This window comes from Bombella intestini, assembly GCF_002003665.1.
GTDB classification, from domain to species: domain Bacteria; phylum Pseudomonadota; class Alphaproteobacteria; order Acetobacterales; family Acetobacteraceae; genus Bombella; species Bombella intestini.
This window is the reverse complement of record NZ_JATM01000001.1, coordinates 439,614-452,219: the sequence shown is the minus strand read 5'-3', so window position 1 is coordinate 452,219 and position 12,606 is coordinate 439,614. Positions and strand designations below refer to the sequence as shown.

Sequence of the window (12,606 nt, the reverse complement as noted above, 5' to 3'; positions counted from 1 at the left end):
AAAAGAAGGGCTTCTGCCTTAGCTGGTAGCTGCATCAGTCTGGTGCAGGGGAAGGACGGGCCGAATGGTATGTAGGGCTTCAGAAAGATTCCGGTACCGCCCGAGTTCATTGTCTCGCAGGCAGTCTGTCAGGATCCATTCAGGGCCGCTCAGGCTGATGATGTAGGCAGGATTAGTATTTTCCCGAACCCAGATGACCACCAGGTTAGCATCATCTGTGCGTTGTTCTGGTGCGGCCTCAATAGAGGCATCAAGAACGCCCATTCTTTCGCTGGCAGCGAGCCATTTAGCGAGATAATGACGGTGGTGAGGAAGGAGCTTCTGGCGGAATGGGACGACAATACCGGCGGCATGATCCCGGGCGTTGGAGGAGGGGGCTGTGGCGTGCTTTGCCACGCAAAACGCTTTTTGAGCCATGTCAGAATCTCCTTCATGGCAACAGGGAAATCCCCTGTCGCATTACCATCCGAACAACCCATGAGTGCCGAAGCGCGCTATCTGAAAAGTGAACAGGAAGGCTTGGCTGCTATGATCTTGCTCTTATTTTGCAATCCTACCATGTTTTCTGTGCATGGCTAGGAGAAAAATTTACTTTTCCTTATTCTGATAATAGGACTTGGCCCATCTCCTATGCAGCCAGAGCCAGTTTTCCGGGCGTTTTGTGATCCATTGTTCCAATTCGTCATTCAGGCGTTGGGTGAGATGCTGGATCATTTCATGACGGGACAGGGATGGTTTGATGAGAGTCTGGGGATCGAGGGAAGAGGTCACCTCAAGCACCAGACGGGCCGGACCTTCCCGCCAGACATAGCCCGTAACAATCAAAGCGTTGAACCGTAGCGCAAGAGCCGCAGCGGCTGGGGCAGTCATGGTGGGATGGCCGAAGAAAGAAACCTCGATTCCATCATTCATTTTCTGGTCGCCTAGAACTCCGAGATATCCGCCTTTGGCAAGATGATAGACGGCCTCTCGTGCGCCTTGTTTTCCCTTAGGGAAGAATGAGACTGGCACACCGGCAATACGACGCCGGAGTTGGCAGAGGAGCTGGTCTACTAACGGATTATTGGGGGCTCGATAGAAGGGAGAGAATCCCATCCCATAACGGGCAACGATCAGGGGCATGAGTTCCCAGTTACCGAGATGGCCTGAGAAGAAAATGACAGGTCGTCCGCTTTGGCGGACCTGATGCAGAAGATGGTCGTTTAGGACACGCCAGCCCGGCCCCCTTTCTGAATCTGAGGGGAGAGTGGGTAGGTGAGGGAGTTCCGCCAGTGTGGAGCCGATATTTTCCCAGCAGCCTTGGATGATTTTCTTGCGGCTTTGTTTTTCTAGCGTTGGGAAGGCTCGTTGTAGATTCAGGTCTGCAATATGGGATGAGGGGAGAAACAGGCCAATATGGCGGGCAATGCCCCCCCCTAATTGGGAGGAGAGAGCGGCTGGCACTTTACCGGCAAACCACAGGAGTCCCTTCAGGCTCCATGCTTCAAGATGATGCTTCATAATGGTTTCTATTCTCTGCGATCATTTGCCAGAAAATGATCAAGAAGCTCATCGGCTATAGCGGGGTTGCTCCATCTGGGTTCAACGTCAAGGCTGATGACGAAATTTTGGAAAAGGGAGGGCAGCTTGACGTAGTCCTTTTCAGTCGTCACCAGCATAGTGTCTGGCGCATGAGCAAGTTGGGCGAGCTGCTTTAGTTCACGGTCTGAATAGATGTGGTGATCAGGGAAGGTGAGAGTCCGCAGTAAGGTGAGACCGGCATCCTGAAGGGTAGAAAAGAATTTCTGCGGGCGGCCAATCCCGGCAAAGGCGATAATCTGAAACCCCCGCAGTTTGTGGATGCTTGTTCCGGGGGAGAGTATCCCTTTCAAAACAGGAAGAGACTGGGGAATCTGTTTGGCAATATGCTGGCGGTCTTTACCGAAGATTACGACCGCTTGCAGCCGGGGTAGAATGTCGGAAAGGGATTCCCGCAATGGCCCGGCGGGGAGTAAACGCTGGTTACCTAGCCCCGCAGGGCCGTCAACGATCAGGATGGACATATCCTTATGGAGAGAGGGGTCTTGCAACCCATCATCCATCACAAGGCAGTCCGCACCTGCGGCTATGGCCTGTAAGGCGTTGGCCTGCCGGTCTGGCCCCCTCCATGTCGGGGCAAGGCGGGCCAGTAATATGGTTTCATCTCCGACATCAATGGCTTTGTCCAATTCAGGATGGATCAGCCCCGTTTTTTTGGAACGCCCGCCGTAACCACGGGTGATGGCATGAGGGGTACGGCCTCTCCGTATTAGTTGCTGGAGTAGATGCAGGGCCATGGGGGTCTTCCCAGTCCCCCCAACGGTGATGTTGCCGCAGCAGAGAACTGGGACCGGCAGCTTGAGAGAGGGCTGGTTTTGCCGCTGACGGGTGAGGAATCCCGCTACTTTGCTGAAGGGTAGCAGGAGGTTGGATAGCGTGGTTGGGGCAGGGTTCTGCCAGAAGGAGGGGGCCATCAGTCTCATCAATATGCCTTATTAGGCAAAACTGTGTCCTTAATAAGGCGAACCGCACATGCTCTGGCCTGATTCCGTTTGGGGGGATGGGGAATGGGCAGATGCGGGATAGTCAACCAATGTGCGAGAGTGGTGGCATCGTTAATGCGATGAAGCGAAGCGGCATAGCGGGAACAGAGGTCTGCCCAGTTCTGCATATGGGGGCCAATGGCTGTAGGGCATTGGAAATGGAGAGATTCCAAGGGGTTATGCCCTCCGCCAGGGAGAGTGAGAGAGTTGCCGATGAAGACACGGTCAGCCAGTTGAAAAAAAAGTCCAACCTCTCCCAGCGTATCAATGATCCACAAATCGTCTTGTGGGTGGGGAATCTGTTGCTTGGAACGCTGTGGGGCCTGATGGTATCGGGCTAACTCCCGGCCCCGTTCAGGGTGGCGGGGAATGATGATGGCGAGCAGGTCGGACTGTTTTTCTCGGGCTTTTCGCACTGCTTCTATAATGATGTCTTCTTCGCCCGGATGTGTTGAGGCCGCCACAAAAACGGGTCGCTGTCCGATCTGTCTGCGGAGGGCTGCGGCTTCGTCCTTATCAAACGGTAGAGGCGGTGTATCTTCCTTCAGGTCGGCAGGGGGAAGGAGTGGTCCGATACCGAATCGGGTAAAGGCTCGTTCATCTGCCAGACTTCGGGGCATGATCCAGCTACAGGGTTTCATGAGATGGCGCAGCAGTGGGGTTGCCCGTCGCCAGCGTGCAGCAGATTGCGGCGAGAAACGCCCGTTAAGCAGCATAACAGGGAGTTGTTTTTTTCGGCACAGGCCAAGGAGGCCCGGCCAGAGCTCACTTTCGGTGAGGACCAGCCCGATAGGCCGCCAATATTTTATGAAACGCTCAAGAAGATGTGGCGCATCATAAGGGATGAGCTGATGGATCAGTCGTCCTGTATGACTGGCTGTATGAGCCGCCACCGTTTCCCCTCCGGTTAAGGTGGTGGTCGTCATAAGGATGGTTAGGTCCGGGCAGTCCATCAGGAGTTGATCAGCAACAGGGAGAATGCAGCGGCTTTCTCCCACGCTTGCAGCATGTATCCAGAGGAGAGTCTGGGTGTGGGGCGGCCGTGCTACCCCCGGCTTTGCGAAACGTTCAGGGAGGCGGGTGCCGTCTTCTTTGCCTTGGCGAAGCCTTTTGCGTGCATGGCGGCGGAGCCACGGCATGGCTATGTGGCCGATCAGTGACCATAACTGGAGGAGGGGATCAGATGGAGAAGCTGAAATCGGGCAACAGCGCATTGAACGTCCCATACGGCGCATGTGGTGCATTTTCGCATCATCTCTTTGTTACAATATAGGAGGAAGGGTAAAAAATTTTTCCTCAGGACAGGAGGGCCTTGCCGAGATGGGCATCCTTGTGCAACGAGATGACCCACTTAATTTATAGATGCAGGATTATCCTCAAGGGAGCTGACCATGTCAGAAACGGAAGCGCACACGCAGCAGGAAACGGCCAAGGGTAGACTTATGGCCGGTAAGCGCGGTGTTGTCATGGGTGTGGCGAATAAGAACTCCATCGCTTGGGCCATTGCTAAAGCCTGTGCCGACCAAGGTGCTGAGATCGCCTTCACATATCAGGGTGAAGCATTGGGCAAGCGTGTTCGCCCATTGGCGGAGAGCGTGGGGTCCTCCATGGTTCTGCCCTGTGACGTAAGTGATGATAATGCCATCAATGCCACATTTGATGAGGTTGAAAAGGCGTGGGGCAAGATTGACTTCGTCGTGCATGCCATCGGCTGGGCTGATAAGCAGTATCTGCGTGGGCGTTATGTGGATACCCCTCGTGAGGCTTTTCTGCAGGCGTTGGATATTTCCTGCTTCTCCTTTACTGCAGTGGCTCGCCGGGCGTCAGCTATGATGAATGCCGGTGGCTCCCTGCTGACCCTGACCTATCTGGGTGCTGAACGTGTCATGCCTCATTACAACGTGATGGGTGTGGCTAAGGCAGCACTGGAGGCCTCCGTCCGCTATATGGCGGTGGATCTGGGGCGTGATGATATCCGTGTGAATGGTATTTCCGCTGGTCCGATCATGACACTGGCCGCCAATGGCATCGGTGATTTCCGCTACATCCTGCGTTGGAATCAGGTCAATGCCCCGATGGAACGGAATGTGTCTCTAAAAGATGTTGGCGGGTCTGGCCTGTATCTGTTGTCTGACCTTTCCAGCGGTGTGACGGGTGAGATTCACCATGTTGATTGCGGGTATAATATCATTGGTATGAAGAACCCGGACGCTCCCGATATGAGCCTTGCATCAGGGGAGTAAGGACCAATGTCTGAAAACAGTTTTGGGCGTCTTCTTCGTGTCACGACATGGGGGGAGAGTCATGGTCCAGCTATTGGCTGTGTTATTGATGGTTGCCCACCACGCCTGAAACTGTCTGAGGACGATATTCAGCCCTGGCTGGACAAGCGGCGGCCGGGGCAGTCTCGCTATACGACTCAACGTCGTGAGTCGGATCAGGTTCGGATTTTGTCCGGCGTTTTCGAAGGTCAGACGACAGGGACACCTATTTCCCTGATGATTGAGAATACGGATCAGCGTTCTCGCGACTATGGCGAGATTGCTCGGCAGTATCGTCCCGGTCATGCCGATATTGCCTATGATCTGAAGTATGGCATCCGTGATTATCGTGGTGGTGGTCGGTCTTCTGCTCGGGAGACAGCCATGCGTGTTGCGGCAGGGGCTGTAGCTCGGGTTATCCTGCGGGAACTGGTTGGCCCACAGCTGCTCATCCGTGGTGCTCTCACGGGTATTGGTGGGCAGTCTGTGGACCGAAGCCGCTGGGATTGGGCAGAAGTGGAGCAGAATCCGTTCTTCTCGCCGGATGCTGAAATCATTCCGGCATGGAGTGAACAGTTGGAAGCGGTACGGAAGTCTGGCTCATCTGTCGGTGCAACGCTGGAAGTTGTAGCAGAGGGCGTGCCTGCCGGTCTGGGTGCACCTGTTTACGGCAAGTTGGATGCCGAGCTTGCTGGTGGCATGATGGGCATCAACGGTGTGAAAGCTGTTGAGATTGGTGATGGGATGGGAGTGGCTTCCCTGCATGGGGAAGAGAACGCTGATCCTATTCGCCCTTCGGGTAATCCGATGGAGCCTGCTTTTCTGAGTAATCATGCCGGGGGGATTCTGGGCGGTATTTCTACAGGCCAGCCTATCGTGGCACGAATGGCTATCAAGCCGACGAGTTCAATTCTGCTTCCGGTTCCAAGTATTACGCGGGATGGTGAGGCTGTGGAGGTTCGGACCAAAGGGCGGCATGACCCCTGTATCGGCATCCGAGCCGTGCCAGTGGCTGAGGCCATGATGGCTTGTATTTTGGCAGACCAGCTTCTGCGCAACCATGCCCAGTGTGGATGGCTTTGAAAAACAGTGTTATTCAGCCGGAAGGCTAATCGGCTGTAACAATATATAGTGCCTCTCGCCTATTGGTGTACCCTATATGTGGCGATGAGGCACACTTCCCGCTTAAAAACAAGCCTTGAATGCGCCCTTCATCCGTGGGAAAGGGGGCCAATAATTATGCTCAAAATGACGCCGAAATGAGGGGCTCGATTCATGACCATGCATGATGCGCAGACGTTCGCTCACCCAGCGGGTGTGCCTGAGGAACCTGAGCTCTTCCCTAATGTCGTTCAGTTGCCGGGACGACCTCCTGTCCGTACATCGCCGGAGCGTGATGAACGTCTGACGGACTTCGGCCGTGCCACTCTGGATGACCGCTACCTGTTGGAAGGGGAGACATATCAGGGGCTGTTTGCCCGTGTGGCGTCTCACTACGGGGCCGATGAGGGCCATGCGCAGAGGATTTATGACTATATGTCCCGGCATTGGTTCATGCCAGCAACGCCGGTTCTTTCTAATGGTGGGACGAGTCGTGGTTTGCCGATTTCCTGCTTTCTCAATGAGTCGGAAGACAGTCTGGAAGGTATTGTTGGGCTCTGGAATGAGAATGTTTGGTTGGCTGCCAAAGGGGGGGGCATCGGCTCCTATTGGGGGAATCTGCGTTCCATCGGGGAGAATATCGGCCGTAATGGCAAGACATCCGGTGTGATTCCCTTCATTCGGGTGATGGATAGCCTGACGTTGGCCATTAGTCAGGGTAGCCTGCGGCGTGGGTCTGCAGCGGTTTATCTGCCCATCTGGCATCCTGAAATTGAAGAATTCATCGAGATGCGCCGCCCCACTGGTGGCGACCCGAACCGTAAGGCACTTAATCTGCATCACGGTGTCCTGCTGACAGATGATTTCATGCGGGCTGTAGCGGGTGATGAAGAATGGCCGCTGATTTCCCCTAAGGATCATAGCGTCATTCGTAAAGTATCTGCCCGTGCCTTGTGGATCCGTCTTCTGACGGCACGCATGGAACAGGGTGAGCCGTATATTGTATTCTCAGATACGGTGAATCGGGCTCGCCCGGAACATCACCGCTTGGCAGGGCTGGAGGTGAAGACCTCTAACCTTTGCGCAGAGATCACCTTGCCGACTGGGATTGACCATCATGGCAAAACCCGCACGGCGGTTTGCTGTCTTTCTTCCCTAAATCTGGAATATTGGGATGAATGGAAGGATGATCCACAGTTTATCAAGGACGTGATGCTGTTTCTTGATAACGTATTGCAGGACTTTATCGATAATGCGCCCGATGACATGGCACATGCCCGTTATGCTGCTATGCGGGAGCGGTCAGTCGGCTTGGGCGTGATGGGGTTCCATTCCTTCCTGCAGTCTAAGATGGTGCCGTTTGGCAGCGTCATGGCTAAGGTGTGGAATAAGAAGTTCTTTGAGCATATTTCAAAGCAAACGGCCGAGGCTTCCCGTGAGCTGGCAAAGACACGTGGTCCGTGCCCGGATGCTGAAGAGTATGGTTTCCAAGAGCGTTTTTCCAACAAAATGGCCGTTGCGCCGACAGCCTCTATCTCCATTATTGCGGGTAATGCCAGTCCGGGGATTGATCCAATCAGCGCTAACGTTTTCCTTCAGAAAACTCTGTCTGGTTCCTTTACGGTACGGAATCGCCATCTTGCCAAATTGCTTCAGAAATACGGGCGGGATACAGATGATGTCTGGTCGTCCATCACTCTGACCAAGGGATCCGTGCAGCATCTGGACTTCCTGACGCAGGATGAGAAGGATGTTTTCAAGACTGCTTTCGAGATTGATCAGCGTTGGGTGATTGAACATGCCGCTGATCGTGCCCCATTCATCTGTCAGTCGCAGTCGGTCAATCTGTTCTTGCCGGCAGATGTGCATAAGAGGGATCTGGTACGCATCCACTACGAGGCATGGAAGAAGGGCGTTAAATCGCTCTATTACTGTCGTTCACTTTCCATACAGAGGGCTGATACGGTCTCCAACGTGGCTGTAAAGCGTGATATTATGGAGGGAGATGATGATCATCTCCCGCAGGCCACACCACGCCATGCGGAGAGTGGTGTCGGTAGTTACGAAGAATGTCTCTCCTGCCAGTAAGGCAGGGAACAGAATGGGCAGGCTGTCGAGCCCATGCCTATTGGAGAGGAATGATGCGGCCCCGTAGCCTGTGGGACGCCTGAACAGGGGACGGGCAACGGGGCTAGCTTCAGAATAAAGAGGTTTTGTGAGATGACAGATGGCACCCCATTGCCGCCGGCCCCTGAAGCGGCCGAACAGGCCAATCTTCTGGTTGAAAATCCGGTCTATAAGCCATTTCGCTACCCGTGGGCCTATGATGCATGGCTAACCCAGCAGCGTTTGCACTGGTTGCCGGAAGAAGTGCCGCTGGCTGAGGACGTAAAGGACTGGCACCGCAAGCTGTCTGAAGCTGAACAGAACCTTGTTACGCAGATATTCCGTTTCTTCACGCAGGCTGACGTGGAGGTGAATTCTGCCTACATGAAATATTACAGTCAGGTCTTCAAGCCGACTGAAGTTCTGATGATGCTCTCCTGCTTCTCGAATATCGAGACGATCCACATTGCGGCCTACTCGCATCTGCTGGATACGATCGGTATGCCGGAAACGGAATATTCCGCCTTCCTGAAATATAAGGAGATGAAGGACAAGTATGATTTCATGCAGTCCTTCAACATCAACAGCAAGCGGGAAATCGCCAAGACCATGGCGGCGTTTGGAGCCTTCATGGAAGGGCTGCAGCTGTTTGCGTCTTTTGCCATTCTGCTGAACTTCCCCCGCTTCAATAAGTTGAAGGGGATGGGGCAGATCGTTTCGTGGTCCGTGCGTGATGAAACACTGCACTGCCTGTCCATGATCCGGCTATTCCGTACCTTCATCCGGGAAAATCCGGAGATATGGACAGAAGAATTCCGTGCTGAGTTGGTGGAAATCTGCCGTCAGACAGTGTCTCACGAAGATGCGTTTATTGAGCTAGCCTTTGAGATGGGGCCGGTGGAAGGGCTGTCAGCGGGGGAAGTGGAGCAGTATATTCGCTTCATCGCAGATCGCCGTCTGATTCAGCTGGGGCTGGATCCGATTTATGGCATTGAGGAAAATCCGCTGCCATGGGTGGATGACATGCTTAATGCTGTTGAGCATACCAACTTCTTTGAGAATCGTGCGACAGAATATTCCCGTGCGTCTACTCAGGGGACATGGGAAGATGCCTTCGAGAGTGGTGTGTTTTCCTGAAAGAAAAAGCATGGAAATTACCCGTTCTCTGAAGGGTTTATGCTGAGGCTGTCTTGACCATGCCCGGATTGCTGATCATATGAACGGAAGTATTTTCTAAAGGGGAAAGGCTGCTTCCTGTCTGATGGCTCGTTCTGGAGAGAATGTGCCCCAAGGCGGGGAGGCAGCTACCCGAGACTGTCCATTCCTACATGTAGGAATGGGTAGAACTGGAGTTGTGCGTTTTGGTTTCTTCCTCATCAGAGCCCTATGTTGTATCTGGCGGTGAGGCTGCGGGTAGAGAGGTCAAGGGAGAAGATGCCCTGAAGGCCCTTTCAGCCTATCTTGCCGATGATATGACTGCCTGTAATCAGGCCATCATCGATCGGATGCAGAGCTCTGTACCGCTTATTCCTCAGCTTGGTGCACATCTTGTAGCGGCCGGGGGGAAGCGACTGCGCCCCTTGCTGACGCTCGCATCGGCTCGTCTCTGCGGATATGGCGAAAAGGAAGGGGAGACACGCCATATCGGTCTGGCGGCCTGTGTGGAGTTCATCCATACGGCAACGCTGTTACATGATGATGTGGTGGATGAAAGCACCCTCCGGCGTGGTATGGCCTCCGCCAATGCGCTTTTTGGCAATAAAGCATCTGTGCTTGTGGGGGACTTCCTCTTTGCACGCTCCTTCCAGCTGATGACGGCAGATGGATCGCTTGAAGTCATGGCGATTCTGTCGGCGGCATCCGCAACGATTGCTGAAGGAGAGGTCCTTCAGATGTCCACGCAAAATGATCTTTCCACACCTATAGAGCGTTATTTGGAGGTCATTCACGGCAAGACGGCGGCTCTGTTCGCTGCGGCCTGCCGGGTTGGGGCTGTTGTCGCCGGGCATAACCGTGACGCCGAGCTGGCCTTGGAGCAGTATGGCACCAGTCTTGGTATGGCCTTTCAGCTTGTAGATGATGCGTTAGATTATGCGGCCGATCAGCAGGTGTTGGGCAAGACGGTTGGGGATGATTTTCGTGAAGGGAAAATCACGCTTCCGGTGCTGGCAGCTTATGAGCAGGGCACGGAGGAGGAGCGACAGTTCTGGAAGCGTGTGATCGAAGATAATGAGCAGACTGAGGCAGATTTGCCCCATGCTCTGGAGATCATCGCTCGGAGGGATGCCATTCGCATAACCATTGAGCGGGCTCGTGAGTATGTCGGGCAGGCCGTGGAGGCTTTGGCTTGTTTCCCGGAAAGTGAGCTGAAAAATCTGTTGCGTGAGACCGTGCTTTATACGGTTGAGCGAGCCCGTTAAGAGAAAATTTCCCAACCATTGGTGAAGCCCAGCCATGCTATATGGTTGGCGAGGTCTTGGTTGTTTTGTGGTGGGGCTGTCAGGAAGAAGCGATCCGGTGTCGCTGTCAGGCCGGAGGGAGGAGGTGCTTCTGCTACATCTCCCAACCGCCGGAGGGCCTGTTGCGCTACAGCAGGGGCAGGGTCTAACCACATGATGCCGGTTGGACCGAGCCGCTGGAAGTAGGGTAGCAGAAATGTGTAATGTGTGCAGCCCAGCCCGACAGTATCGATGTCTTTTCCATCAGGTTGTTGGAAAAGATACGCTAGTTCTTGCTGCACCTCGGCAGGCTCAAGCTGTTCCCCTCGAAAAGCTCGTTCTGCCATGTTGGCCAGATGACGGGAGCCGTGAATGAGCAGACGACAGTCAGCGGCGAAATCTTCGTGTAGTTGCTTCAGATAGGGGCGGCGTGCTGTGGCACTGGTGGCCAGTAAGCCGATGGTACGACTAGCAGATACCCGTCCAGCCCAACGGATAGGGGGAACACAGCCTACAATAGGGAGTGTCAGGCGTTCTCGTAATATGGGGAGAGCCAGAGTGCTAGCCGTATTGCAGGCAATGATGATGAGGGTGGGTTTGAGAGCATCAGAGGCTTTGCAGATCAGCTCAGTGATACGCTCTCGTAGGAGATCATCCGGCTGTTCGCCGTAGGGAAATAAGGCCGTATCGGCGAGATAGTCTATTGTGAGAGATGGAGCCAGACTGCGTAGCGCTTGGACAACCCCCAGCCCTCCAATGCCGGAATCAAATACCAGAAGACGGGGAGAGGAGGGTGCTGGCATGGTCATGCCTCTGACTGTAATGGAGAAAGGCGGAACCAGTGAGGGGAGATGAAAGACTAGTGCCTTTCATCTCCTGCTGGGGAGTGTGGAGGAGATGAATTAGCCTCGCTTAAAGGCGAGTGCCTCCTCTGCGCTACCTACGCCACCATGAGCTTTGGACCAGCTGCACGGGTCTTCAAGGAAGCGGCGAACCTCTGCGCTATCTTCAGCGGAGAAATACTGACCATCGGCACAGGCTTCCAGCACGTCCCACCATGTGCAGAGAGCGTGCAGGCTGATGCCCATCTCTTGCAGGGTCTTTTGCGCACCGGGGAAAACGCCATAGAAGAAGACCACAAACGTATGATCCACAATGGCCCCAGCCTCCCGCAGAGCATTGGCGAAGCGGATCTTGGAGGCACCGTCTGTTGTCAGGTCTTCCACCAACAGAGTGCGCATACCTTCTGGCACATCGCCTTCAATCTGTGCATTGCGGCCAAACCCTTTTGGCTTTTTGCGAACATAGGCCATAGGCGTCATCAAGCGGTCGGCAATCCATGCGGAAAAAGGAATACCGGCTGTCTCACCACCTACAACAGCATCAATGCTCTCATAGCCGATGTGCCGACCAATCTTTTCAACGGCCAGTTCCATCAGCTTCTTACGGGCACGAGGGAAGAAAATAATCTTACGGCAGTCGATATAAACCGGGGACTTCCAGCCGGAGGTCAGTGTGTAAGGCTCGCTGGGGCGGAAGTTAATGGCCTTGATTTCCAGAAGAATGCGCGCCGTTGTCAGCGCAGCATCACGGTCCCACTGTGTGGGGCGGATGCCCAGATTTGATGCTGTGCCAGATGCAGGCATTATTCTCTCCGTAATCTCGAAAAATGGTTCCTTTGGAGACATCTACCCGTTAGAAGGGGAGAGGGGTAGGGTAAAGATGCCTTTTTTGCCTATTCTCCTTATTGATGACGCTTTATTCTGTTATTGGCAGGAGCGATGAGGAAGTCCTGTCTTTCTCGATGAAGGTTTTTCCTTCGGGGAACAGGGTATTGTAAGGGTATGGGATATGAAAGTTGCAACCGGTCATATCGGTCGTAAATGCGAACGCGCCGTAATTACAGCTTATCAGGAGCTGCATGATATGGGGCAGAGTGAGATGAGCATTTTTGCTGCTTGCACTACCCTGTATCGGATACATCACCCAGAATCGTCTCTGCCAGAGGCCCGTCTTCTGGTTTCAGAATGGATAGATCATCATATTGTTCGGCGTTCTTCGGATCCGACACGAGGCTGCAATTGTCCGCCGACAAACCCACGCTGAGACCACGACACGGTCTGATATAGCTACGGGTCA

General features: G+C 54.1%; 12 protein-coding genes. 6 read left to right on the top strand and 6 right to left on the bottom strand.

Annotated elements, in window-relative coordinates:
- Positions 1–18: 18 nt before the first annotated feature.
- The 4 genes from AL01_RS02085 to AL01_RS02070 all read right to left on the bottom strand — a co-directional run bounded on the left by AL01_RS02085 (position 19) and on the right by AL01_RS02070 (position 3,787).
- Positions 19–417, bottom strand: coding sequence for a hypothetical protein (locus AL01_RS02085; protein WP_077395605.1), 399 nt, complete (start codon positions 415–417; stop codon positions 19–21).
- Positions 418–588: 171 nt separating this feature from the next.
- Complete coding sequence (locus AL01_RS02080) at positions 589–1,500, bottom strand: lysophospholipid acyltransferase family protein (RefSeq protein WP_077395604.1); 912 nt, start codon at positions 1,498–1,500, stop codon at positions 589–591.
- 8 nt (positions 1,501–1,508) lie between these two features.
- Complete coding sequence (lpxK, locus tag AL01_RS02075) at positions 1,509–2,501, bottom strand: tetraacyldisaccharide 4'-kinase (protein ID WP_077395603.1); 993 nt, start codon at positions 2,499–2,501, stop codon at positions 1,509–1,511.
- Entirely contained in the window at positions 2,501–3,787 is a 1,287-nt protein-coding gene (locus AL01_RS02070) for a 3-deoxy-D-manno-octulosonic acid transferase (protein ID WP_158075917.1), read from the bottom strand. Before AL01_RS02070 ends, lpxK begins: the two co-directional genes overlap by 1 nt.
- Positions 3,788–3,952: 165 nt before the next feature.
- Here AL01_RS02070 and fabI point away from each other — a divergent pair, with 165 nt between their 5' ends.
- The 5 genes from fabI (at position 3,953) to AL01_RS02045 (ending at position 10,449) form a co-directional block, all read left to right on the top strand.
- Positions 3,953–4,804 (top strand): enoyl-ACP reductase FabI, encoded by an 852-nt coding sequence (fabI, locus tag AL01_RS02065; protein ID WP_077395601.1) that lies wholly within the window; start codon positions 3,953–3,955, stop codon positions 4,802–4,804.
- Between the two features lie 6 nt (positions 4,805–4,810).
- Positions 4,811–5,905 carry a chorismate synthase gene (gene aroC, locus AL01_RS02060; RefSeq protein WP_077395600.1) on the top strand — a complete coding sequence of 365 codons (1,095 nt, stop codon included), beginning with the start codon at positions 4,811–4,813 and terminating at the stop codon, positions 5,903–5,905.
- A gap of 198 nt (positions 5,906–6,103) precedes the next feature.
- Positions 6,104–8,011, top strand: a complete 1,908-nt coding sequence (locus AL01_RS02055) for a ribonucleoside-diphosphate reductase subunit alpha (RefSeq protein WP_408735431.1) — start codon at positions 6,104–6,106, stop codon at positions 8,009–8,011.
- Positions 8,012–8,143: 132 nt separating this feature from the next.
- The gene (locus AL01_RS02050) at positions 8,144–9,166 is read left to right on the top strand and encodes a ribonucleotide-diphosphate reductase subunit beta (protein ID WP_077395598.1); all 1,023 of its coding nucleotides are present in this window, start codon (positions 8,144–8,146) and stop codon (positions 9,164–9,166) included.
- A 215-nt stretch (positions 9,167–9,381) separates the two neighbouring features.
- Positions 9,382–10,449, top strand: a complete 1,068-nt coding sequence (locus tag AL01_RS02045) for a polyprenyl synthetase family protein (RefSeq protein ID WP_408735424.1) — start codon at positions 9,382–9,384, stop codon at positions 10,447–10,449.
- Here the strand turns inward: AL01_RS02045 and murI are convergent.
- Positions 10,446–11,270, bottom strand: a complete 825-nt coding sequence (gene murI / locus AL01_RS02040) for a glutamate racemase (RefSeq protein WP_077395877.1) — start codon at positions 11,268–11,270, stop codon at positions 10,446–10,448. The two genes, AL01_RS02045 and murI, sit on opposite strands and share 4 nt — an antisense overlap.
- Positions 11,271–11,369: 99 nt before the next feature.
- Positions 11,370–12,113, bottom strand: coding sequence for an orotate phosphoribosyltransferase (locus AL01_RS02035; RefSeq protein ID WP_077395596.1), 744 nt, complete (start codon positions 12,111–12,113; stop codon positions 11,370–11,372).
- Between the two features lie 205 nt (positions 12,114–12,318).
- On the opposite strand from AL01_RS02035, the gene AL01_RS02030 reads away from it, so the two are divergent.
- Positions 12,319–12,573, top strand: a complete 255-nt coding sequence (locus AL01_RS02030; RefSeq protein ID WP_077395595.1) for a hypothetical protein — start codon at positions 12,319–12,321, stop codon at positions 12,571–12,573.
- The last annotated feature ends 33 nt before the right edge of the window (positions 12,574–12,606 follow it).